Source organism: Acinetobacter sp. DL27 (assembly GCF_055810995.1).
On the sequence record NZ_CM147947.1, the window covers coordinates 2,881,754 to 2,907,070 of the forward strand.

Annotated in this window: 17 protein-coding genes; 6 read left to right on the forward strand and 11 right to left on the reverse strand. The window is 43.1% G+C overall.

The window, feature by feature from the left end:
• Positions 1 to 123 precede the first annotated feature (123 nt).
• The gene (gene dusA / locus AC0KVP_RS13910; RefSeq protein WP_473337381.1) at positions 124 to 1,167 is read left to right on the forward strand and encodes a tRNA dihydrouridine(20/20a) synthase DusA; all 1,044 of its coding nucleotides are present in this window, start codon (positions 124 to 126) and stop codon (positions 1,165 to 1,167) included.
• Between the two features lie 62 nt (positions 1,168 to 1,229).
• Here the strand turns inward: dusA and AC0KVP_RS13915 are convergent, their stop codons facing one another.
• The 10 genes from AC0KVP_RS13915 to AC0KVP_RS13960 all read right to left on the reverse strand — a co-directional run bounded on the left by AC0KVP_RS13915 (position 1,230) and on the right by AC0KVP_RS13960 (position 15,805).
• Positions 1,230 to 1,739: a hypothetical protein gene (locus tag AC0KVP_RS13915; RefSeq protein ID WP_473337383.1), complete on the reverse strand. Its 510-nt coding sequence runs from the start codon at positions 1,737 to 1,739 to the stop codon at positions 1,230 to 1,232.
• 64 nt (positions 1,740 to 1,803) lie between these two features.
• Complete coding sequence (locus tag AC0KVP_RS13920; protein ID WP_473337385.1) at positions 1,804 to 2,913, reverse strand: DUF695 domain-containing protein; 1,110 nt, start codon at positions 2,911 to 2,913, stop codon at positions 1,804 to 1,806.
• Positions 2,914 to 3,009: 96 nt separating this feature from the next.
• Positions 3,010 to 3,777 (reverse strand): tRNA threonylcarbamoyladenosine dehydratase, encoded by a 768-nt coding sequence (locus tag AC0KVP_RS13925; protein ID WP_010325913.1) that lies wholly within the window; start codon positions 3,775 to 3,777, stop codon positions 3,010 to 3,012.
• A 114-nt stretch (positions 3,778 to 3,891) separates the two neighbouring features.
• Positions 3,892 to 6,645, reverse strand: coding sequence for an aconitate hydratase AcnA (gene acnA / locus AC0KVP_RS13930; protein WP_473337388.1), 2,754 nt, complete (start codon positions 6,643 to 6,645; stop codon positions 3,892 to 3,894).
• A gap of 127 nt (positions 6,646 to 6,772) precedes the next feature.
• Positions 6,773 to 7,588 carry a TatD family hydrolase gene (locus AC0KVP_RS13935; protein WP_473340532.1) on the reverse strand — a complete coding sequence of 272 codons (816 nt, stop codon included), beginning with the start codon at positions 7,586 to 7,588 and terminating at the stop codon, positions 6,773 to 6,775.
• 12 nt (positions 7,589 to 7,600) lie between these two features.
• Positions 7,601 to 8,551 (reverse strand): RsiV family protein, encoded by a 951-nt coding sequence (locus AC0KVP_RS13940; protein WP_473337391.1) that lies wholly within the window; start codon positions 8,549 to 8,551, stop codon positions 7,601 to 7,603.
• A gap of 47 nt (positions 8,552 to 8,598) precedes the next feature.
• Positions 8,599 to 9,417, reverse strand: a complete 819-nt coding sequence (locus tag AC0KVP_RS13945) for a hypothetical protein (protein WP_473337393.1) — start codon at positions 9,415 to 9,417, stop codon at positions 8,599 to 8,601.
• A gap of 90 nt (positions 9,418 to 9,507) precedes the next feature.
• A complete protein-coding gene (locus AC0KVP_RS13950; RefSeq protein WP_473337395.1) occupies positions 9,508 to 11,097 on the reverse strand; it encodes a peptide chain release factor 3 in 1,590 nt (529 codons plus the stop codon).
• 168 nt (positions 11,098 to 11,265) lie between these two features.
• On the reverse strand, positions 11,266 to 13,344 hold the full coding sequence (locus AC0KVP_RS13955; protein ID WP_473337398.1) for a bifunctional diguanylate cyclase/phosphodiesterase: 2,079 nt from the start codon (positions 13,342 to 13,344) through the stop codon (positions 11,266 to 11,268).
• Between the two features lie 265 nt (positions 13,345 to 13,609).
• Complete coding sequence (locus tag AC0KVP_RS13960) at positions 13,610 to 15,805, reverse strand: carboxy terminal-processing peptidase (RefSeq protein ID WP_058868923.1); 2,196 nt, start codon at positions 15,803 to 15,805, stop codon at positions 13,610 to 13,612.
• 241 nt (positions 15,806 to 16,046) lie between these two features.
• Between AC0KVP_RS13960 and nagZ the strand changes: the two genes are divergently transcribed.
• Together nagZ and AC0KVP_RS13970 are read left to right on the forward strand one after the other, a co-directional pair.
• A complete protein-coding gene (nagZ, locus tag AC0KVP_RS13965) occupies positions 16,047 to 17,063 on the forward strand; it encodes a beta-N-acetylhexosaminidase (RefSeq protein WP_473337405.1) in 1,017 nt (338 codons plus the stop codon).
• Positions 17,064 to 17,221: 158 nt separating this feature from the next.
• Positions 17,222 to 18,097 carry a class I SAM-dependent methyltransferase gene (locus tag AC0KVP_RS13970; protein WP_473337409.1) on the forward strand — a complete coding sequence of 292 codons (876 nt, stop codon included), beginning with the start codon at positions 17,222 to 17,224 and terminating at the stop codon, positions 18,095 to 18,097.
• Positions 18,098 to 18,159: 62 nt separating this feature from the next.
• On the opposite strand, the gene AC0KVP_RS13975 is transcribed toward AC0KVP_RS13970, so the two are convergent.
• On the reverse strand, positions 18,160 to 19,491 hold the full coding sequence (locus AC0KVP_RS13975) for an alpha/beta fold hydrolase (RefSeq protein WP_218288705.1): 1,332 nt from the start codon (positions 19,489 to 19,491) through the stop codon (positions 18,160 to 18,162).
• 306 nt (positions 19,492 to 19,797) lie between these two features.
• Here AC0KVP_RS13975 and AC0KVP_RS13980 point away from each other — a divergent pair, with 306 nt between their 5' ends.
• The 3 genes from AC0KVP_RS13980 to pta all read left to right on the forward strand — a co-directional run bounded on the left by AC0KVP_RS13980 (position 19,798) and on the right by pta (position 25,087).
• The gene (locus AC0KVP_RS13980; RefSeq protein ID WP_168158291.1) at positions 19,798 to 21,063 is read left to right on the forward strand and encodes a glutamate-5-semialdehyde dehydrogenase; all 1,266 of its coding nucleotides are present in this window, start codon (positions 19,798 to 19,800) and stop codon (positions 21,061 to 21,063) included.
• Positions 21,064 to 21,672: 609 nt separating this feature from the next.
• On the forward strand, positions 21,673 to 22,890 hold the full coding sequence (locus AC0KVP_RS13985) for an acetate/propionate family kinase (protein ID WP_004979078.1): 1,218 nt from the start codon (positions 21,673 to 21,675) through the stop codon (positions 22,888 to 22,890).
• A 55-nt stretch (positions 22,891 to 22,945) separates the two neighbouring features.
• A complete protein-coding gene (gene pta, locus AC0KVP_RS13990) occupies positions 22,946 to 25,087 on the forward strand; it encodes a phosphate acetyltransferase (RefSeq protein ID WP_473337414.1) in 2,142 nt (713 codons plus the stop codon).
• Positions 25,088 to 25,317 lie beyond the last annotated feature (230 nt).

Genomic DNA, 25,317 nt, shown 5'->3' on the forward strand with positions numbered 1-25,317 from the left:
TCTAATATTCCTATAAATTTGCACCCTTTTTTATTCGAAACTCGCGGTGCAAATATGGTGCAATTAATGCGAGAATATACGAATAAATGCGAAAATATTCAGAAATTTTAAGGTTAATTCGTCATGACTGTAGCAGAAAAATCTTTTTTTAATCAAAAAGATGAATTAAATCAAATAGTTAAAAGAATTTCTGTCGCACCCATGATGGATTGGACAACCAAAGACTATCGTTTCTTTGCGCGTCTATTTAACCCAAACGTCATTCTTTATACAGAAATGGTGACCACTGGTGCTATTTTATTTGGTGGTGCAAATCGCCATCTCGACTATAACAATGAAGAACACCCGATCGTTTTACAACTCGGTGGCTCAAATCCTAAAGACTTAGCCACTTGTACCAAAATGGCACAAGACTGGGGCTATGACGAAGTCAACTTAAATGTCGGCTGCCCAAGTGACCGTGTACAGAACAATAAAATTGGTGCCTGCCTCATGGCAGAACCTGATCTTGTAGCAGAATGTATCGCTGAAATGCAAAATGCCGTCGATATTCCAGTAACGGTAAAGCACCGTATCGGCATTGATGACATGCATTCTTATGAAGAAATGCTGCATTTTGTCGATACCGTAGCCAAAACAGGCTGTGATAATTTTATCGTACACGCGCGTATTGCCTTGCTTCAAGGACTTTCTCCGAAAGAAAACCGTGAAGTTCCGCCACTGCGTTATGAAGATGTCTATCGTTTAAAGCAAGAACGTCCAAATCTATTGATTGAGATTAATGGCGGGATCAAAACCTTTGCTGAAACACAAGAACATCTCAAACATGTGGATGGCGTCATGATTGGTCGTGAGGCCTATCATAATCCCTATCTTTTGGCAGAGCTGGGGCAGCTGTGGAATTTGGATCTACCTGATCGCTTTGAAATTATCGAGCAAATGCTGCCGTATATTGCCAAGCGTATGGCTGAGGGTGCGCCATTGTCGATTATCACGCGCCATATTCTTGGGCTATTCCAAAACCTTCCGGGTGCTCGAAAATGGCGTCAGGCTTTAAGTGGTGGTAATGCCAAGACTTTTGCCGATGTTGAAAATGCAATTCTTAACATTAAAGACGCGATACAACGTACCGAAGATTATTTAAAAGAACACACTCTAGCTCAGTAATTTAGAACGTTGATCTAAAAGAAAAAAGCGAAGCATCTGCTTCGCTTTTTTATGTTTCACTGTTATAGCCGAGTGCAAGCGTTTACTAAATTACGCTTGTGTATATTGGTGACACATTTGATTGTTTCAGTTTTAAAATCATAATGATAAGAAATATACTTTCCTGCAATAAGCTCACTGACAAAGGGTTCTTTTCTAAAGTAAGCCGTAGTTACACAACCATGTAAATCAGGTGTGGCATTGACTTTGATCTGTTCAACAAATTGACTTTGCTGACGAATTTGATCCTGTAATTTTAAAATACGATTCATATTTTGAAATTCTACGGATTGCGCAATCTGTTGTATATTTTTAAAATGACAAGCCTGCGTTACATCATCATGATGCTGATGCATTGACCAAACCAATAATGACTGTATATCACTCATCCTTTCTTTGGCTTGATTGATCTGATTTAAAACATAAAAATGACGAACGGTTGAATAAATAGCATATGCAACCCCGCAACTCAAAATGATCCCCAAAGCCACTATTTTAAAATCAAGTCTGAAACGCTCAGAAAAATGAGTCATTAAATTACTTTATCCCGTTATATTTTAAAAGTGCTTCAGGCGAACTCTTCTTTTATATAAGAGCTTAACCGGTAAATTTACTCAGAGCACGCCAGTATTTGTCTTTAAACAAACTGACCTCTATTTCAAAGTTGTCTTTATATTTTTCAATCACTTGATCAATGACTTTAGATGGTTTTCTAAACTCTTTACAGGCAAAATATATGGTTCTTAAGTGATTACCCGTTTCACGACCAATATTTAAATAGCCATCCACATCTTTCAACTCTTGTAATAATACATCTTCTATCAAATTCAGTAGTTCATAATCTGTAGACGCAGGCATACCATTTGAATGCTGACCATCATAGGAGATTTCTATCAGCATCATCCACGGATGTGAGGCTTTTTGATCCCATGTTAAAAGTGTACGATTTAAAGTCGCCAGCAACGGTAGACCTTCATTAGTTTCACCTTCCAAGCTAACAAATTCATCGGCATCCGTATTTGAACGGGTAATTTTGTCTAATCTTGAAATTTCACTACTTTTTAAAATTAAAATGTTTTTGAGCAAGTTAATCGGTAACAATTCTTTTTCAGCACCTTGCTTAGACTGCACAGAAACATTGTCCAATTTAGTGACCGCATCGTACTCGCCCAGATAGTTGTCGAGAAAAATATACACAGCCTGTAAAAATGCATCGTTTTCAGCTGCATTATATTCATCATGTACTACAACCAGATCTATCTCATCGGGGTATTCAGCTTGCTGGTTAAAATAAAAAGATAAAGTCTCCTGACTAAACTCATAACCATGCATATTAATCCCGACTTGATGAATATCGCTTTCAGGTTTAAGCGCAGTAAACTTCCACCCTGCAATCTCAGGTGCAGTCGCAATCAGCTCTTCCACAAAGACAATATTTGGAATGATGCCATCGGGGGTAAGAATTAATTCAGCTGTTTGCGGGGTCAGCATGCCCGTCAGAAAAAAGATGCCGCTATGGACTTTTTCCAATTCAGGCGTCAGTCGATCAAAGAAATCTCGCTCGATTTCAGTTTTACTGCCTTGATCCACAATGTGGTGAAAATGCTGTTGATGCTGCTGAAACCATTGCCAAAATGCAGTATATGCATTTTCATTCGCAGGCATTTTTTGTTTTTGAGAACCCCATAATTTTTTTAAAAAGCTCATTTTTTTCTCTTTTTTCTATTGGTTTCAATCTTTTTTGTGGTCTATGGACTGTATCAATATATCGATGGATACAGTCCAATTAAACCTAAAACAGTCTTATTGTTTCGCTTTCATTCCATCTAATTTTTTCAGCACTTCCGCCACTGCCACCATCGCAAAGCTTGAAGTCACCACCACCGCAGAACCATAGCCACCACAGCGTAGGCCTGCACTTGGACACACATCTGCACTGGAAAATGGATTATCAATCGAATAGACACAGCTAATGCCGAACTTTTCTTTTGGTTTTTTACAAATCCCCATTCCACGCAACTGGGTCCGAAGTTTTGCCAACATTGGATCTTGTTCGGTTTTAGACAGATCAGCCACTCGGATTTTCAGTGGGTCGAGCTTACCACCCGCTCCTCCTGAAACAATCAATGGGATCTTATTAAAACGACAGTGCAACATCAGTGCTAATTTAGCTTTAACGTCATCAATACAATCTAAAATTAAGTCTGGTCGATGTTCTAAAATTTCTTTGACGTTTTCTGGGGTTAAATAGTCATCGATCAAATTGATTTTGATCCGTGGATTGATGGATCGACAACGCTCAGCCATGACTTCAATTTTTTCATGGCCCAAGGTTGAGCTCATGGCTGGCAGTTGACGGTTAATATTCGAAGCCGCAATCGAGTCCATATCAACCAGTGTTAATTCGCCGACCCCTGTACGCGCTAAAGCTTCGACTGCCCACGAACCTACCCCACCAATTCCGATCACCATCACATGACTTTTTTCATAATATGAAAAGGCCTCGTCTCCATAAATTTTGGCTACACCAGCAAAACGGCGGTCATATTCATCATGTTGCAGATCAGTCATGCGTACATCTATATCGGTAAAATCGTGTTCATTTTACCTGAATACGACCTTGGATTGAATGTATCGCTACAAACAATAAAGCCCTGCTACTGACAGGGCTTTATTTCATTGAGATTAGGCTGCAATTAAATTACGCAGTACATAATGCAAAATGCCGCCAGCTTTAAAGTATTCCACCTCATTCAAGGTATCAATACGGCACAACACTGTAAATTGGTCTTGGCTGCCATCTTCTCGAAGTACCTGAATATCCAAAGTTTGATGCGGCTGAATATCATCCGACAGTCCATGAATCGAAAGTACTTCACGACCTGTCAAATTTAAGGATTGGCGCGTTTGTCCATCGACAAATTGCAATGGCAATACTCCCATACCAACCAGATTGGAACGGTGAATTCGTTCAAAACTTTCGGCAATCACCGCTTTAACTCCCAATAAGTTCGTACCTTTGGCAGCCCAGTCGCGCGATGAGCCTGTACCATACTCTTTCCCAGCAATAATGATTAAGGGCGTATGTTGCTGCTGATAAAGCATAGAGGCATCATAAATCGGCAAGGTTTCTCCGGTTGGAATATAGATCGTGTTTCCACCTTCTTCTCCACCGAGCATTTCATTCTTAATGCGGATATTGGCAAAAGTGCCTCGCATCATCACTTCATGGTTCCCACGTCGAGACCCATAAGAGTTGAAGTCTTTGGGTTCAACCCCTTGTTGTTGCAAATAGCGTCCAGCGGGGCTGTCCTTCTTGATATTACCCGCTGGGGAAATATGATCGGTGGTGACCGAGTCTCCAAGCACAGCCAAAATACGTGCCTGTTCAATATTGGTAATCGGTTTCGGTGGCTGACCAATCTCTTCAAAAAATGGCGGATGGCGAATATAGGTTGAATTCTCTTGCCAAGCATAGGTCTGACTTTGAGGAATCTGAATAGCCTGCCATGCTGCATCACCATCAAATACTGCGGCATACTCTTTATGGAACATCGCGGTATTTACGCTCTGTAGCGCATGATCAATTTCAGCCTGACTCGGCCAAATATCTTTCAAGTAAACCGCTTGCCCATCTTTGCCTAGACCAATCGGTTGCGTGGTCAGGTCTGTACGGATATTGCCCGTCAAACCATAAGCCACCACCAAAGGCGGCGAAGCCAACCAGTTGGTTTTCACCAGAGGATGCACACGCCCTTCAAAGTTACGGTTGCCTGAAAGCACTGAAGCAACATTAAGATCATGGCACTGAATCGCTTCTTCAATCGGTTCAGGCAGCGGTCCAGAGTTACCGATACACGTTGTACAGCCATAGCCGACAAGGTTATAACCCAACTCATCCAAATACGGTGTTAAACCTGCCGCAACCAAATAATCAGTCACCACTTTAGAACCAGGCGCAAGCGAACTTTTCACCCACGGTTTACGCTGTAGGCCTTTTTCAATGGCTTTTTTAGCGAGGAGTCCCGCGGCTAACATCACGCTGGGATTGGACGTATTGGTGCATGAGGTGATGGCTGAAATGACCACATCACCATGATTCAAGGGGTAAGATTTTCCATCAATGGTACAAGATGGCTCCTCATGCGGTAGATTGGCTTTTTTAGCTTCAACAGCCGTGCCACCACCTTCATTTTCTAAACGCTCTTTGGCTTCTTTGGCTGGCTTGAGATTTAGTTCCATCAAATCATGAAAAGTTTTAGGTACATCTGCTAGCAAGACACGATCCTGCGGACGTTTAGGGCCTGCCAAACTGGCCTGCACTGTGCTCATGTCCAAGCTCAACGTATCTGTAAAAACAGGTTCATCACCTGCATTTCGCCACAGGCCTTGCGCTTTACTATACGCTTCAACCAAATCAATCCGTTGTTGCTCACGACCTGTCAACGCTAAATAGGCCAAGGTCACGTCATCAATCGGGAAGAAACCACAGGTCGCACCATATTCAGGAGCCATATTGGCAATAGTCGCACGGTCAGCCAAAGGCAAATCCGCCAAACCATCGCCATAAAATTCGACAAATTTACCAACCACGCCTTTTTGGCGTAACATCTGTGTGATGGTTAAAACCAAATCTGTTGCGGTAATGCCTTCATTGAGTTTTCCTGTGAGTTTGAAACCGATGACTTCAGGAATTAACATGGATACAGGCTGCCCGAGCATCGCCGCTTCAGCTTCAATCCCGCCAACACCCCAACCGAGCACGCCTAAGCCATTGATCATGGTGGTATGTGAATCTGTTCCTACTAAGGTATCAGGGAACGCAAAAGTTTGTCCCTCATCCTCCCCCAGCCATACCGCTTGAGCCAGATACTCTAAATTGACTTGGTGGCAAATTCCAGTACCGGGCGGGACAACGCTAAAGTTATTAAAAGCTGATTGCCCCCAACGCAGAAATTGATAGCGCTCACCATTGCGTTGCATTTCAATTTCGACATTTTCAGCAAAGGCATCTTTATCCGCAAAATGATCGACCATCACAGAATGGTCAATCACCAAATCGACAGGGGACAAAGGATTAATCAAATTCGGATCGCCACCCGCTTGTGCCATTGCGGCACGCATGGCAGCCAAGTCAACCACGGCAGGAACCCCTGTGAAATCCTGCATCAGCACACGTGCAGGCCGATATTGAATTTCCTGATCAGAGCTTCTGGTTTTTTGCCAATCGACTAGGGCTTGAATATGCTCTACTTTTACACTTTTTTGATCTTCAAAACGGAGTAAATTTTCGAGTAAGACCTTTAAAGACTTGGGTAATTGATCAATATTACCCAATGTTTGGGCGGCTTGAGGGAGGTTAAAAATTTGATAGGATTTTTCACCCACCGTGAGTATTTGTAATGCATTAAAACTATTGATTTTGCTATATCTGGCCATTCGGTTGCCCTCCCAGTATTGGCGAATTTATTTATTATGATGTTCTTTCTTTAATGTAATCTTGTTTAGAAAAGAGTATGTTCCCTTTTGGTTATCTTATTTTTATCGAGATTATTGTCTTATTCTTCTAAAGTTTTAAATGCAGAGCAGTCAAGGAGTTCTGCCAGAGTTGAGTTGCTAGCGACCGCTCAGACTGATCCAGTGTCTGCGCGAGACTCTCCAAAACATAAGGTAAATTCACTGGCGTATTGCGGGTGCGATGCTGAGTCGATGTTTGACAACACAACGGCGTCATATCTGGACAGTCCGTTTCAATCACCAAATGTTCACTACCAAGTGCTTGCACCACTTGATGCAATTTTTTGGCATTTGGATTGGTGATTTGCCCTGTCACCCCAATTTTAAAACCGAGTTTGACCAAGGCCTTGGCTTCTTCCACCCCACCACTAAAGGCATGAGCGATACCACCGAATTTAAATTTTTGGGCTTTTAAAATGACAATGCTTTCTGCATGTGCTTTGCGAATATGCAATAACACAGGTTTTTGATATTGCTGAGCAAGTTCCAGTTGTTCAGAAAAATAAGATTGCTGCTTAGCGAAAAGTGCAGGCTGTTTATGCTCTTTTAAAAAAGTATCTAAACCAATTTCACCCACAGCTACGCAGTCCTGCTGCTGCAAGACCTGCTCTAAATGCTGTAAGTGTTCAGTCTGATGCTGTTCGATATAAAACGGATGTAAACCTGGTGCAAGGTAAGAGCATGGAACATTCTCCCAGCTTTTTAATTGCTGATGGGTCTGAATCAGCGCATCAAATCGTGATTCAAGAAAACCAATGAGGACCAGTGCCTCTACCCCAACACGTTTTGCTTGCTCAGCCAAATGTTGCCGATCAGTATCAAAATCGGCAACATCAAAGTGAGTATGGGTATCAAACAGAGGCAAGCTCATGCTTGATTAGCTCTTGGCTTCTGAAGCAGCCTGTGCGCTCTGTTTGGCTTTTGGCAAATACTCAGGCTTTAAAATTTTCTGGAGTTGATCATAGCCAAGAGTTAAGCGCGGTAAACCCACCACATAAGGGCCAATTTCATACTCGCCATATTGCAAAATCAGACCTTCAGTGCCCAAGTAATAATTGTTACTCAAGCTAAACTTCCACGCTTGCTCATATTCATCGACATTGGTCGCTAACTTAGAGTCCACAACCCAAGCACGAAAGGCTTCATGCGCTACTCTATTTAACGCCGCCTTCTGATTCGGCAACAATAGATCATCCAAACTCACCAGCTTTTGCTGCTTCAAGTCAAAATTATAATAATGCTGTGATGATGAACCATGTGCACCGCCTAAGTAGCTACTTGTGTTCAATACCACCGTGGCCAAAGGGTCTTTAGCATTTAAAATCTTCGGTTTAATCATCAAACTAATTTGATGGTTAGAACTTAATGCTTTCAACTCTTGATCTAAACCCAGAAAAGCAGCCAAATAAGGTTGAACTTGTTTCTCTAGTTTCAGTTTAGGCGTGAGGACTTGGCCCACTACCGCAGGTTCAGAACTTGCCACCACCGCACTTGATGCCGTGCTATCAGAACTGCTATGCATCGGTGAAATATCAATAATCTGCGATAGATCTTTCACAATTTGTTGATCAATAAATTCATCAATAAATGCTTGATTACTTTGCAAACGATCAATGTTTAATTCTGGGCAAGCATTGCCATCACATTCAGGTAATTCGAATTGTAATTTTTCTGTGTCACCGACCAGCTTTAAGGCGGTTTCTGCCTCTGAAGCTGCTGTGGTTTGCGTTGCAGGAGTTTGAGGCTCTTTGTCTTTTGGTTGGCAGGCTGTCAAACTGATGGCAGCTGCAAGTACGCTGATTGTAAATATTGTTTTGCTTTTTAACATAAATAACCTATTACCTTTTGAAGCCAGCTCTTGCTTTGGCCTATGCCCTAAAACAACTGGGTATAGACATCGGCTTTTAATACCTGTTGAGTTTGTGCCTTCGTCAAATAAATATCAAGCTGAGTCCCATCTTTTACAATCTCATGAGTCCGATAGTGTAAACCGATGCCCTCTTGGTCAAAGAACCAATCTGCTTGCCCCCAGTACAACTTCGCTGGTGCAGATTTTCTCACTTCAGATTCTTGTTTCTTCAACCAGTCTTGATACGCTTTTTGCACCAACACATTCATCGCCAGTTGCTGTTTCGGGTGAATTAAATCTAATAATGCCACCGCTTTTTGATTTTTACGATCTGCAACAAAGAAATAATACCGTTCCTTAACATTTACATTTTCTTGATTGGTATCCACCCCAATTTGCATTAGCACAAACTGATTGCGCTGATACGGTATACGCGTATACATCGCCAAGCTATAAGCCTTGTTACCCTTGAATTCGGCTTGCCATGTATCCGACTTGTTCACATAGGCATTAATAGCTTGCTGTAAGTTCATATCTTGTTTTAAGCCAATTTGATCTTGAATCACTCGAGCCTGACTTTTGGCAATCCATTGGTTTAACCACGGATCTGCCGTTGTTAAACTTTGCAGATCTAATTCAATACAATTCTTGGTTTCACAAAATGGCTGTGCAATATCAGCCGCTTGTTGCTGAATATTTAAATATGGTAACACTTCAGCCTGCTCTGTTTTAAATACCGAACCTTTGGCATCTGCGTCTGTTTCAGATTGTTTAGAGGAGTCACATGCCGTCAATAAGACAGTCAAACTCACCAATATTGTATAAATAGCCTGTTTCTGCAACATGCGTCTTCCATGAAATTCATGATTAAAATAAAGTATCTTTCATAATAAAACAGCTTCACGAAGAAGCTGTTTTATTTTTTAACATCCCGATTAGTGCTCGCGGGTATTGCGGAACACGATGTCTGGATAGCGCTCTTGCATCAGTTGTAAGTTCACACGACTCGGTGCCAAGTAGGTCAAGTGACCACCACCATCTACCGATAATTGATCATGTGCTTTTTTCTTAAATTCATTGAATTTTTTGTCATCATCACATGACACCCAGCGCACAGTGTTAATGCTCACAGGCTCGTAGACGCAGTCGACTTTGTATTCTTCTTTCAAACGGTATGCCACCACTTCAAACTGAAGCACACCTACCGCACCGACAATCAAGTCATTGCTATTTTGCGGCATGAAGACCTGTGTTGCACCTTCTTCTGAAAGTTCTTTTAAGCCTTTTTGTAACTGTTTCGATTTCAATGGATCTTTCAAACGTACACGACGGAACATTTCAGGGGCGAAGTGCGGGATACCCGTAAATTGTAGTTTTTCACCTGAGGTAAAAGTATCGCCAATTTGAATCGTACCGTGGTTATGTAAACCAATAATGTCGCCCGGCCATGCTTCCTCTAGATGCTGACGATCACCAGCTAAGAAAGTCAAAGCATCACTAATACGTACATCTTTATCTAGACGCACATGCTTCATTTTCAAACCTTTTTCATATTTGCCTGAACAAATACGCATAAAGGCAATACGGTCACGGTGTTTCGGGTCCATATTGGCTTGAATTTTAAAGACAAAGCCAGTAAAACCCTCTTCAGTGGCTTCAACCAAACGATTTTCTGTTGGGTGCGCTTTAGGTTCAGGCGCATAAGTACTAAATGCATCTAACACATGGTCTACACCAAAGTTACCTAATGCTGTACCAAACAATACAGGCGTTTGACGACCCGCAAGGAACTCTGTGCGGTCTAAAGGCTCATTGGCCATTTGCACCAACTCTAGAGACTCTTCAAAAGCAGCCCAAGCCAGCTCACCGACTTTTTCACGCAAGTCTGGATAGTCATAGCCATCACGGACTTCGATTTCGGTAATGGTTGAACCAAAACCTGCTTTATACACATAAAACTTCTCTTCGATCAGGTTAAACACCCCAGCGAAGTCACGACCTGTACCAAGCGGCCAAGTGATCGGCACACATTTGATTTTGAGAACGTTTTCAATTTCATCCAACAGCTCTAAAGGCTCACGGATTTCACGGTCCATTTTGTTCACAAATGAAATGATCGGTGTGTCACGCATACGACACACTTCCATCAGTTTCACAGTACGATCTTCGACACCTTTTGCACCATCGATCACCATCAAAGCTGAATCGACCGCCGTTAAGGTACGATACGTATCTTCCGAGAAGTCTTCGTGTCCCGGCGTATCCAGTAGGTTGATCATCTTGTCTTTAAATGGAAACTGCATCACAGAGGTGGTGATCGAAATACCACGTTCTTTTTCCATTTCCATCCAATCCGAAGTCGCTGCACGGTCCGATTTACGGCTTTTCACCATACCTGCAATCTGAATGGCCTGCCCCCACAACAGTAGTTTTTCTGTCATGGTGGTCTTACCAGCATCGGGGTGGGAAATGATCGCAAAGGTGCGACGCTGCGCAACTTGCGCGGCTAATTCATTTTTAAACATAAATTAAATCTGCAATTGATCATAGCCCTTATGATCGATACGACCACAAAGTCCTATAAAAGAAATTCTAAATTGGGCTAATTGTATCCGAATACCGCTTGAGCTTCTATTGTCTTTTATCAAGCAAAGCGAGAAAGCACCTCACGCCAAAGCGTTTCAATCAACGGCTTAATTGAAATAAGTTGACGATGTGTACTCAAACTCTTCTAAGCGCTTAACATCCATAGGCATGCCCAACAAATAGCCTTGTAATTGCTGACAGCCTAACCGCGACAAGATTTCCATTTGCAGAGGACTTTCTACACCTTCTGCCGTCACGACCAAACCCAAGCGGATCGCCAGATGAACAATACTTTCTAAAATCATTTCATCTTTTGAGCCAACGGTCAGCTCATGAATAAAACCACGATCAATCTTCAACTCATCCACAGGAAGGTTTTTTAAATATAAAAAGCTGGAATGTCCTGTCCCAAAGTCATCAATCGCCAAACGAATCCCCATTTCACGTAACCGCTGTAAGGTACGAATGCTGCCTTCGATATGGTGCATGGCCGTACTTTCAGTGATTTCAATAATTAAATGATTGGGATTGACTTTATATTTATCAAAAAGATGCTCAAGATTATTAAATAAATGCTTATGCTCAAACTGCACCGCTGATAAATTCACGGCAATCGGATACAGTTCAATTTTCTCTCGCTCCCAGATTTGCAGCTGTTTACACGCTTGCTCCAAAGCCCAATAGCCCATCTGGATAATCAGCCCCGTTTTCTCCGCGCCTTTAATAAACATATTGGGGGTCAGCAAGCCTAAAGTCGGATGCTTCCAGCGAATCAGCGCCTCGACTCCACAAATCCGTTGATCTTGAATGGTAAATTTAGGCTGGTAATACAAAACAAACTGTTGTTCTTCTACGGCTTTATATAAGTCATTGATCAGCTTAGTTTGGCTTTTCGCTTCTTGTTGGTCAAAACTGTAATTAAAAATAGAATAGGTATTTCGTCCCTGATATTTTGAGGTCAGCATCGCTGCATCGGCATTAATCAGTAAATCCTGCAAATTACTACCATGTTCGGGATACATTGCAATACCAATACTCGCAGATACATTGATTTCTTTACCCGCAATCAAAAAGCTATCTTGAATCAACTCCAGCACGTGCTCCGCCATTTGGCACGCTTGCTCAGGAGTGGCCTGCTCCAGCACCATCAGAAACTCGTCCCCCCCAATTCTGAGAATTTTTTCATTTTTGCTTAAGTGGCGATGAATCCGAGTGGTCAGTTGAACCAATAACTGATCCCCAACATGATGCCCAAAAACATCATTCACGGCTTTAAAGCGGTCTAAATCGATATATAAAAAGGCGATGCTTTGATTGCGGAAGCGCTGATCTGTAAACAAAAAATGGGCGTATTCCGCCAAATACAATCGATTGGGCAGCTTGGTTAAATTGTCCTGTACCGCCTGATTTGCCAACTCTTTATTGGCCAGAGAAAGTTGGATATTTCGCTCTTCTAAACGTTGCTCCAGCACCGCAACAACAAATGCCGCCACCAAAATCAAACAGGTAATAAAGATAACAACAAATAAAACGATGCTTTGCCCTGCTTCAAGGGTCATCACCAGCTTGTCACTATGGGTCGGATAGAACGAGACTGCAAGCATGCCGGTATAATGCATGCTCACGATGGTCAAGGCCATCATCCCTGCAACATACCATTGGTACAACAGTTTCTTACTGACTGCACTTTTATATTTAAAGATCAGCCAAAAGGTTAAACCCGAGCCACTGATGGCAAGCAGAATAGAGAAAACTGTTAATAAAGGATCGTAAACACTCTGATAGCCCTCAATGATCAGCCCCATCATGCCAGTATAATGCATGCCTGAAATACCAAGCCCCATCAGAATAGAGCCTAAGACCAATCTTAAAAAAGGTAAGGTCTGACGCGTGGTCAACCAAATTGAAAAAACAGATGCAATAAAAGCAATAAAAAAAGAAAGAATCGTCAGTACAGGGTCAAAATAACTATGCGTCGGCAAATCACAAGCCAACATGCCCACAAAATGCATGGCCCAAATGGCACAGCCTAAGAAAAAACTACTGAGTAAGATTAACCCTGTTTGAAATTTTTTACGCCAAGCACGAAATAATAAGCGTTCAGTCGACACTGCAAAAAAACACGCCAACAATGCCACAACAATTGAACCTAATACCAAACTAAAATCGTAATGCACATGCATCATATAAAGTGTCCGTATTAATTGCTCTTTTTCTTCATTTATATATCCTTTTTATCAAAGGCGAAAAGCATTGCTACCCGATTAAGAATCTTATACAAACAGGTTCAGGTCAAGAAAAAAACATAGAAATCTTATTAGAATTTATAGATTTATTTTACCTTGAAGATCGGTTTGGTAACCAGCCAAACCTGCATTTGTGTTTTGAATCACAATTTAAATAAAAAGCCAGTCGAAACTGGCTTTTTAATACATTGCGTCAGAGATTAAACTATTTTGCAGTGCCTTTTTGCAACTTGGCATAATCTAATAAGACATTTGCAGATTCAGTCACAAATGCTTCCTCTTCAGGCAATGCAGGACGCTGATTCGCTTTCATTTTAGCGCGTGCTTCAACCAAAGCTTCCATAGAGGCTTGATAGCTTTCCCAGTTTGCATAAGGCTTTTGTCCTGCAATCTGACGGCGCTTGTTTTCCGAGTCTAAAGTCTGTTTTTCCAGTGCCAACAATTCAGCTTTACGTTGATCAATATCTAAAACTACACGTTTTTGATCTTCGGTCTTTTTCGAGATGTCTTTACGCTGTTCAAGATAGTTAAACTGCGGGTCGACTTTAACGCGTGCTTGCGACAGCTCACCTAAACGTTTTACATACGGTGCAATGCTGCCTTCTCGTTTAAACGGTGCTGTTGGAATGGTGTCCCACTCAAGCGCATTTTTCGCTTTACGCTCACCAAACTCTTCATTGTAAATGTCTACCAATTTCACGTCTGGAATCACGCCTTTGTTTTGCGTACTGCCACCCGTTACACGGTAAAACTTACGTTGCGTTAATGTGGCTTGGCCATGTGCCAAGTTATCGAGCTGAACTTGTGCCGTTCCTTTCCCTGTGGTGGTACTACCAATCACAATGCCACGTTCATAGTCTTGAATCGCAGCAGAATAAATTTCACTTGCTGACGCAGATGCTAAATTTACCATCACTGCCAATGGACCCGCATAGGTTTGCGCACCATTGTCATCGTCTTCGAAAACGCTCACATTACCGTTACCATCTCGAATTTGCACCACTGGACCTGACTTAATCACCTGTCCAAGCATACGAGCCACTTCTTCAAGTGAGCCCCCTGGGTTGTTACGTAAGTCGATAATAATCCCTGATACATTCTTGGCCGCTAAAGTTTTCAGCGCATTGTTGGTATCTTCAGATACAGAACGATATTCCGTGCCCGCACGACGTGCACGATAGTTTAAATAGAAAGATGGAATCTCAATCACACCAAAAGTGTACTGCTGACCATCACGAGTCACATTTACGGTACGTGAACGTACCCCAGCATCTTCTTCTTGAATGACGTCACGGGTAATGGTCACATTACGCGCTTGGCTCATCGGTGCACCTGAACCGAGTAAGCGTATGGTAACTTTGGTACCACGTTTACCACGGATTAAGCCCACAATTTCATTGCTCGGCCAACCGATCACATCCACCATTTTTTCGCCATCTTGCGCCACACCAATAATGCGGTCACCCGACTTCACCTGTCCAGACTTGCTCGCAGGACCACCTTCTACAATGGTTTCGATTTTGGTGTAGTCTTCATTGCCCCGTTCAGGTCGAATCGATACCCCAATCCCTTCAAGCTGCAAAGTCGTCTGACGGTTCAATTCCATTGCATCAACAGGTGGGAAATAGTTACTGTGCGGATCATAGGTAAGCGTCATTGCATTGAGTGTTTTGTCTAACACATCATCACTTTTCACCCGTGAAATACGTTCTAACTGGCGCATATAACGCTTGGTTAAGGTTTGTACTGGGGTTAAATCTTCCGAGCTAGTGAGATCTTGTCCATTGGCCAATTCTGGATTGGCTTTAAGCGCTTTTTGCTTCGCCAACTCTTCTTCTTTACTAATGGTCAAATTAATCAGCTGCGAAACCAACATTTTGTTCCAATGCTGACGCTGCGCCGCTTCATTGGCAAAATACGGTGCCTTTTCACGATCAGTTTCGATATAAACATTGGCTTGTTTTAAATTCTGCGGCTTTTTCAGCTCATCCAGCATATAGGTATAAAACTGGGTCAAACGATCTCGATACTGTGCATGAATCGCATACGGTCCACTTAAGTCACCTGCTTTTAAAGCCGCACCTAAGTTTGAGCCATATTTACGCTTATAACTCTCTACTTCAGAGGCAAGAAACAACGAATGATCTGGATCTAAACTGTCCAGATAGAAATCGAGAATACGTGCCGATGTTTTCGCATCTAAACGTTGATTGAGATAATGTTGACGGTCAACCAAGGTCGCCAGTTGACGAGACACCAAAGCCTGCTCCTGCGACGGAACAATAGCTTGTTTGGTTACAGCGGTAGTTTCAGTCGCTGCAATGGCTTCATTAATGGCATGGGTGAAAAAGAATCCACCCGTTGCAATTGCAACCGCACAAGCAATGGTTTGAAGTTTCATAAATAATTCTTAGTTCCTTGGTTTTTGACCAAAATTACAATGTCATTTTTCGACATGAATTGAGAATATTCAAAATCTTAAACAACTTAATCTGTTTATGTCGTGTAGTTTTATCATAATCTGTGCTGACAAAATGTAGCAAATCATTGCAAAATTCGGGTATTGTTTTCGACGACCTGTTTCGCTCTCATTTCAGAGCCAAAACAGTCACTGACCAAAAAATCAAATACGGACACCCAATATGATTGGCGCATTGATGCTCGACATCGCAGGCACAGAACTTACTCAAGAAGATATTGCACTATTACAAGCACCGCAAGTCGGTGGCATGATTTTATTTGGACGAAATATTGAGTCTCCTGCACAAGTTCGCGCCCTCACCGACCACATGCGCCGAATTCGTCCTGATATTTTGATTGCTGTCGATCAAGAAGGTGGACGCGTTCAACGCTTAAAACAGGGCTTTAGCCTACTTCCAGCAATGGGTAAGTTTGGCGAGCTATTCTTAAGCGAACCTGAAAAGGCTTTAAGCTTGGCAGAACAGTCTGGCTGGTTGATGGCGACAGAAGTGCTTGCCGTCGGCATCGACTTTAGCTTTGCCCCTGTACTCGACCTCAATGACATCAGTGATGTGATTGGTGACCGTGGCTTTGCCAAAAATATTCAAGACATCGTACCGCTAGCCAGTGCATTCCTAAAAGGGATGAAAGCCGCAGGCATGGCATCGACAGGCAAACATTTTCCGGGTCATGGTTCAGTCCAAGCAGACTCACATGTCGCAGCAGCCATCGACTCACGCACGTATGATGAAATTTATGCCAAAGATATGCAGACTTTTATCAAACTGATGCCACAGTTGGATGCACTCATGCCTGCGCATGTGATTTATAACCAAGTCGATCCAAACCCAGCAGGTTTTTCACCGTATTGGATTCAAACCATTCTACGTCAGCAACTGGGCTTTGATGGTGTTTTATTCTCAGACGACTTAAGCATGCAAGCCGCATGTGTTGCAGGTGGTGCAGATTCCCGCATTCAAGCCGCACTCCATGCAGGCTGTGACATGGGACTGGTGTGTAATGACCGAGCATCCGCATGTGTAGCCTTGGAGGGGATCAACCAACTGGCGCTGCCAAACCAAGCTCGCTTAGAACGCATGCGTGGTCAGATTCCAAATATCAGCGTTCAATCAACACTGCATTTAGGTGACAATTGGGCCAAAGTACGTGACCAAGTGGAACTGTTTAGATTAAGTTAAGCACTTCATCTTTGACCATTTCAACCACGATATTTCGGACAAAGGGACATCACAAGATGTCCTTTTTTCATTATGATAAACTCAAAATAAATCAACAGGCTTGCTCTGCATTGCCCAAACAACAACGCTAAAACAACAAAATATCGGGTACGGATACCATGACAGATGTTTTATCGGCTCATCGCCATATCTCTTTTACTGCACACTATACAGGCTATATTTGGTATAGCATGGGCATCTCACACCCTGTATTTGCCACCCGCAAAGGGAAGTTACTGGCCAAACTGGTGCATCCACTCGAAAGTTGGGCTGAGAAACACGTCGGTGGCAGCATGCGTACCACCTTAAAACAGCGTCATCAAATGATTGATGATCACCTCAGCGCACTGATCCAACAGTACCCAAATTTACAAGTTTTAGAAATTGCCAGTGGCCTGTCCCCACGCGGCTGGAGCTTTCGCCAACAGTATCCTGAGATTGACTATCGTGAACTCGACTTACCTGACATGGCGAAAATCAAAACTCAGGCCTTAAAACAGATCGATCAGACCAGCCCAGCAGTTCTCTCCGCCGACTTATTTAGTGCAGATTTTGCCCGTGCTTTTGAGGTGTTTGACCCAAACCGCCCTTTGGTGGTGGTGAGTGAAGGTTTGATCAACTACTTTAGCAAAGACATGCTCACTCAACTGCTACAAGGCATTGTCCAATACGGACAGCAGTTTGATCAGTTATATTATCTGACTGACCTCTACCCTGAACCTGTGAAAAATAAGCTGGCTAACTTTATCTGGAGCAGTAGCAAGCTTTTAAAATGGATGTCCCGTAGCGCCTTTGGCTTTCACTTTGTCAGTCCGCCTGAAGCGGCTCAATTTTTCAAACAAGTAGGCTTCAACACTGTTACAGTTCACCAACCCACTTTAGCTTTCAATAGCACTCAGTCCGACACTTCAAACTTAGATCAGCAGGACCACTTAGGCGACTTGGTCTGGTTGGTGCATAGCCAATGGCAAAAGCCCAATCAACCCGAGCAATAGCCTAAAACCCAACCCATAAAAAAACAGCGATGAAACGCTGTTTTTTTATTTTTGACTTTCACTTAACTCACGGCTTCGAGCAACGTCTGTTCTTGTTTCTGATGCCCCACAAAGCGAAGCAGTCGCTCCGCGAGTTCAAAACTGCCATGTTTAAATAAGGCACGAATATACGGCCCATCTTCCGCAAAAATTAAACATTCAATCTGAAACTCGCCTTCTTCATCACTCAAGTGTAAAGCCAAATCACGTGGATATTCAGCCGCGACAGCAACCAAGTCTGACTCAAAGCGTAAAAGTACCCCAAAGTAGTTCAAATCCACCACTTCTGTCGCAATCACCAAATCCGAATGACGATAACTTAAGAAGGTTTCAGGGTGTTGAATCTGAACCCGCTCTTCACCGCGGCGCTCCATATCCAGCATTTGTGCCCGACTAAAGGGGATAATCCCGTCTAAGTGCTGAATGGATTCATCCTTCAAAAACGTCGCAAACAGGTGCATGGTTTCTTTACGACGTTGTAGCTGTGGCACATGGTCTGCATTGGCAATTTGCGCATACTCCATGTCAGGACATTGCAATGCAAAGTTAGCATTTTCATGTGGCAAGGTAAAACTGTCATATTGGCCACAGGCCACCAAGACTTTACACTGTGGAATCGGCACATCGGTGAGGCGAAGCAAACGATTACAGTTGATTTCATAGCGCTCTTGTTCTGTTGCGGTAAACTCCGCCATCTGTCTGAAGAACAAACGCTTGGCTGTGGGTGACATTTTGGTTTTATCCATTTTGGCATGATTGACCAAATACAAAATCACGGCCTGACCAAACTCATCCATGCGTTGTTCACGCATTAAGTGTAACGACTCTTCTAGCAACATCCGCCAGCTTTTGCGGGTCTTTTGCATCACACCCATTAAAATCATACGGTCAATGAGCTCCGGTCGTTGATCGGCCAGACAAGACGCCACCACTGAGCCCAGTGACATGCCCATCACTGAAACTTTGTCTAATCCTTCAATATCTAACCAAACGCCGAGCATTTTCGCGAGATCACCCAGTTCTAACGTGCCCGCAGACAAACCTGTATCGATATTACGAATTTGTTGATTGGCACCCATTGAAGGCAGATCAATCAGGATAATCGGACCGGCATCGAGCAGTTGCTCAACGCAATATTTGTAGGAATTAAAGTTTTGAAATGCCCCACCGATAATCACGATAGGCGTACGATGGAATGAATCTGGCCGAGCAATCGCCATGTATTCGACTTTCCAACCCTCAATCCATGTGGTTCGTGCAGGTTCTTTAAAGCTGTTACGATGGTAAACATCAAAAAAACCTAAGCGTAAATTCGCGTCATCCAGCTCGGCATCCCTTTGAATCATAGAATTCATGTTCCTTCCCTCTACTCTTGCCTGTACTTTTTGTTTTGCAAGAAATGCACGATCACGCCTGTCAACGACAACAGGGTGTTCAGTGTTGTAATAATTATGCAAGGACTTCATGTCCTAAAATTCATTCTATACAGAGCACTGTTTTACACGCAACAGATTGTGTAACCGCTCATCATGTTTTAGATAAAAAACAATTTCAAAATATGTATAAGTCCGCCTATACACTGGATTTTTCATGTAGAGACTATGCGGTCGAGTGTTAGGCTGTTACTATCTTCTGTGAAATTTCTAAGTGATCAAACCGCTATGCAAGAGTCGATTGAACAATATATGCAAACGGTAGGACAGCAAGCACGTCAAGCTTCTCGTATTTTGGCGCGTGCTTCTACCGAAACTAAAAACAATGCGTTGTCAGCTATTTATACTGCTTTAGTCAACAGTGAGCCCACTATTTTAGCGGCAAACCAAGCAGATATGAACAAAGCGCACAGCAACAACTTAGACAGTGCTTTACTTGATCGCTTAGAACTGTCTCCCGCACGCTTTAAAGGCATGTTGCAAGGCTTAAAAGATGTGATTGGCCTCAAAGATCCTGTCGGTGAAATCACCGATATGGCCTATCGTCCGTCAGGAATTCAGCTCGGTAAGATGCGCGTTCCTTTAGGCGTGGTTGGCATGATTTACGAGTCTCGCCCAAACGTGACCTTAGAAGCCGCGTCTTTAGCACTTAAATCTGGCAATGCCATTATTTTACGTGGTGGTTCTGAAGCCCTCGAATCCAATAAAGCCATTGCTGAAGCCATCCAACGCGGTTTAAAACTGGCGGGTTTACCTGAACATGCGGTTCAAGTGATTAACACCGCAGACCGCGCAGCCGTGGGTCAACTGATTACACTCACCGAATTTGTCGATGTGATTGTTCCACGTGGAGGCAAAGGCCTGATTGAACGTATCAGCAATGAAGCCCGTGTCCCTGTAATTAAACACTTGGATGGGAACTGTCACGTTTATGTTGAAGCACAAGCTGACCTACAAAAAGCCCTACCGATTGCACTCAATGCAAAAACTCACCGTTATGGCGTATGTAATGCAATGGAAACTTTGCTGGTCGATGAAAAAGTCGCAGATGAGTTTTTACCGCGTGTCGCTGAGCTCTACACTGAAAAACAAGTGGAGTTGCGCGGCTGTGCTGAAACTCAGCGCATTTTAGGTGCTGCTGTCAAAACGGCGACAGAAGAAGATTGGTACACCGAATACCTCGGTCCAATTTTAGCAGTGAAGGTGGTGTCTGGTATGGAAGAAGCGATTGAACATATCAATAAATACGGCTCACACCATACCGATTCGATCATTACAGAAAACTACTCTCTAGCTCGTGAGTTCTTGGCCGCTGTGGATTCGAGTTCGGTCATGATCAATGCGTCAACCCGTTTTGCCGATGGTTTTGAATATGGCTTAGGCGCAGAAATTGGCATCTCAACGGATAAAATCCATGCCCGTGGCCCAGTCGGCTTAGAAGGCCTGACTTCACAAAAATGGATCGTGTTTGGTGATGGTCAAATTCGCCAATAACTCATCCGACACATTTTAAATATCTATGTTCAGCTCTTTCCAAAGGGCTGAACATTTTTTATATCTGAACGCCCTCTGCAAGCACTCTTAAAACAAAAGCATGATCATCATAAGATGCACGCGTATTTTACTGATCCCCTATCGGCTGTTGTTTTGACTTTACATCCCTTTTTTTACATAAAGGCGTTTGCCAACCTAATCAGTGCCATTTCAACTCGAATGCTTAAAATTTAGAGGAAATCATGCTTTTTTGATGGTCACGTTGATTGCGTATGTGATTGTGCGTGTATCTAAAATGACATATCAAAAATAAACAGGAACGCCACAATATATTCAGCTCTTTTCAGCAGATAGCATGTTATTTTTATAGCGTTGAAGCTGATGAATAATTCAGCATCATTTCATGAATAAATGAAAATCATGAACCGATAAATTTTAATTATTATTCATCAGACGGTCGATAGTGCTTAAGTCTAATCACCTAAAGTCTATCTTGGACTAAAAATATACACATGATACAACATAAAAAATGATCAAGATTGCATAAGAACGTACTGCATGAAGATCAGTTCTAGGACGGATAATTCAATTAGAATCGGGTATTAAAACGTGTCTACATCAGTATTAGTAATTAACTGCGGATCTTCATCAATCAAATATGCGCTCGTTTCTGAACGTCGTGAAGATCGTATTTTCGGTTTAGCTGAGAACTTAGGTTCTGCTGACGCTCGTATCAAAGGCATTACAGCGGGTGGTCAACCCCTTGAATTGTCTATTCCACATGCCGATCATGAAAAAGCATTGGAAACCATCTTAGAACGCCTTTCACATTATAACCCTCAAGCCATTGGTCACCGCGTAGTACACGGCGGTACATTGACCAAAGCTGAGCTTTTAACAGAAGAAATTGTCGAACGCATTCGTGCGGCGACACCGCTTGCTCCGCTGCACAACCCTGCGCACTTGGTTGGGATTGACGCCACGATGCGCTTATTCCCCGAGCTACCACAAGTGGCTGTATTTGATACAGCATTCCACCAAACCATGCCTGCACACGCTTATCGCTATGCTGTGCCAAAATTTTTATACACTGAGCATAATGTCCGTCGCTATGGCTTCCACGGTACGAGCCATGCTTATGTGTCTGAACGCGGTTCAGAACTGGCAGGTAGCTTCAAACAAGGAGGCTGGTTAACCGCACACTTGGGTAATGGTAGCTCTACTTGTGCAATTTGGAATGGGCAGAGTGTCGATACCTCAATGGGCTTAACTCCACTTGAAGGTGTCGTGATGGGCACACGCAGTGGTGATGTCGATCCAAGCTTACATAGTTTCCTTGCCAACAACCTAGGCTGGGACATTTATAAAATTGATAAAATGTTGAATAGCCAATCGGGCTTACTCGGTTTGTCTGATCTTTCAAATGACATGCGTACTTTGATTGAAGCCTCTGAACAAGGCAATGAAGATGCGACTTTAGCTATTGAAGTGTTCTGCTACCGCCTCGCAAAATCATTGGCTGCACTGAGCTGTGGTCTACCACGTCTTGATGGCTTGTTCTTCACGGGTGGTATTGGCGAGAACTCGGCATATATTCGTGAAAAAACAGTCGCCTTCCTACCGCACTTTGGTTTTAACTTGAGTAAAGAAGCCAATGACAGTTTAAAACGTGGTACCGAAGGTCGTATTGATACAGGTACAGGCCCGCAAATTTGGGTTGTACCGACCGATGAAGAAGGCCGTATTGCCAAAGAAACTGCTTCCGTGGCCGATGAGGTGATTCAAACTGCTGCAAAAAAGTCTGAAGACAATGTAGCGATCGCTTAAGCGGTCGTTACATTCCCTCAAGTCTGTTTTAAATTCTTGTATGACGAATAAATATATGAAAACGATTTTACTTGTGCCCACTGGGGAAGGCGTCGGCTTAACATCCGCTTGTCTGGGTTTGGTTTATGCGCTGGAATGCCAAGGTGTTAAGGCTGGATTTTTAAAACCTTTTTCTCAAGAACTGACTACAGGTGCAGACCGCACAACAGCGCTCTATCACCATGTTTCAAAAAACGAAACCGTAGAACCGATTAGCTATCACACCATCTTGCAACAACTCAGCGCAGGTGAAAATGATGAGTTACTTGAAGATGCGGTTCGTTTGCACCGTGCTATTGCGCGTAAGCATGACCTGATCATTGTTGAAGGCTTAGTCCCGAATAGCCGAGATTCTTTTGCCTCTGAACTAAATGCACAACTTGCGCAAGCACTCGATGCCAAGGTCATTATTGTCAGCAATGCAGACATTAATAAACCAAGCGCGACGGCTGAAAAAGTCGATAGCCAGCTACGCTATTTTGGCGGTGCCAGTTCTGAGCGAACTGCGGGCGTGTTATTGATGCGCACCAAAGGCTTGCCCGATGACTCAGCACACATTCCAGTGACGTTTGACCCAAGTCTGCGTTTAATCAGCGATACCAATAAATTTATTATTGAGCTCCAAAAGACCCATCCAAAACTCGGATCAGACAAACTCCCTGTGATTGGCTTGGTTCCGTTTAGCAACACGCTTAGCGTACCGCGTATGTCGGACTTGGCTTCACACATTCAAGCGGAATGGATCAATCAAGGCGACGCGACCCAACGTCGTGTGTTGCATAGCAGTTTGATTGCATCGAACATTGAGCACGAACTTCATAAGTTTGTCGCAGGCGAGCTGATCATTAGTGCATCAGATCGTATCGATGTGCTTTTGGCATCTAGCTTAGCCAGCAGTAACGGTATTCCACTGGCAGGTTTGGTCCTAACTGAACACCATACACCAAACGAGCAAGTGCTTGCGTTCTGCCAAACAGCGATTAAGCAAGGCTTACCAATTTTACATACAGCGCTCAGCACGTTCGACACGGCGCAGAGCTTAGCCAATCTCAGCAATGAAATTCCGGTCGATGATACGGAACGTGCTGAACAAGTCACTCGTTTTGTATCGAGCCATATCAATGAAGAATGGTTAACGGCAATGTTGAATGGCTCGTACCAACCTCGTCTCTCACCTTCGGCTTTTCGCCATGAATTGGTCCAAAAGTCGATTGCTGCGAAGAAGCGCATTGTCCTCCCTGAAGGCGATGAGCCACGCACAGTTCAAGCGGCGGCTATTTGCCAATCTCGTGGCATTGCACACTGTATTTTATTGGCGAAACCTGAAGCTGTAGTAGAAGTGGCAAAAGCACGTGGTATTGAGCTTCCACATGACTTAGAAATTATCGATCCAGATTTAATTCGTGAAAACTATGTCGAAAAAATGGTGGAACTGCGTAAAGGGAAACTGAACGAGCTGCAAGCGCGTGAACAGCTGCAAGACACTGTCGTTCTAGGCACCATGATGTTGGCACTCGATCAAGTCGACGGTTTGGTTTCAGGCGCAGTACACACCACAGCCAATACTGTACGCCCAGCCTTCCAACTGATTAAAACAGCGCCTGAGTACTCACTGGTCTCTTCCGTGTTCTTTATGCTATTACCCGATGAAGTCTATGTTTATGGCGACTGTGCGATTAACCCAGACCCAAATGCCGAAGAGCTCGCTGAAATTGCGATTCAATCGGCTGACTCGGCAAAGGCCTTCGGTTTAGACCCACGTATTGCAATGATTTCATACTCTACGGGTACCTCTGGTGCTGGAGCTGAAGTTGAAAAAGTCGCTGAGGCAACACGTATAGCGAAAGAACGCCGTCCTGATCTGTTGATTGATGGGCCGCTTCAGTACGATGCAGCATCGGTTGAAAGTGTCGGACGCTCGAAAGCACCTGATTCTAAAGTTGCAGGTCGTGCCAATGTGTTTATTTTCCCAGACCTAAACACAGGTAATACCACTTATAAAGCCGTGCAACGCTCTGCTAATGTCGTAAGTGTCGGACCAATGTTGCAAGGTTTGAATAAACCTGTAAATGACTTGTCTCGCGGGGCTTTGGTCGATGATATTGTGTTTACGATTGCACTCACTGCAATTCAAGCAGAACAACAAGCAACAGCTTAAAGTAACTTGATGTGATCCAAACCATCCAACGGAAAAGTTGGGTGGTTTTATACGCAACACCTATTTTAGGTAATAAGAAAATGTTGTTCGGTATTGAAATACAATAACAAAATCAAACAAAAATAAAACCAAATAAAGCAACATTTAATAAAGTTAGAACATAACCAAAACTAACCTCTAAAAATACATAACAACACTAATTACAGAAAATATTAAATTTTTTTTATCAA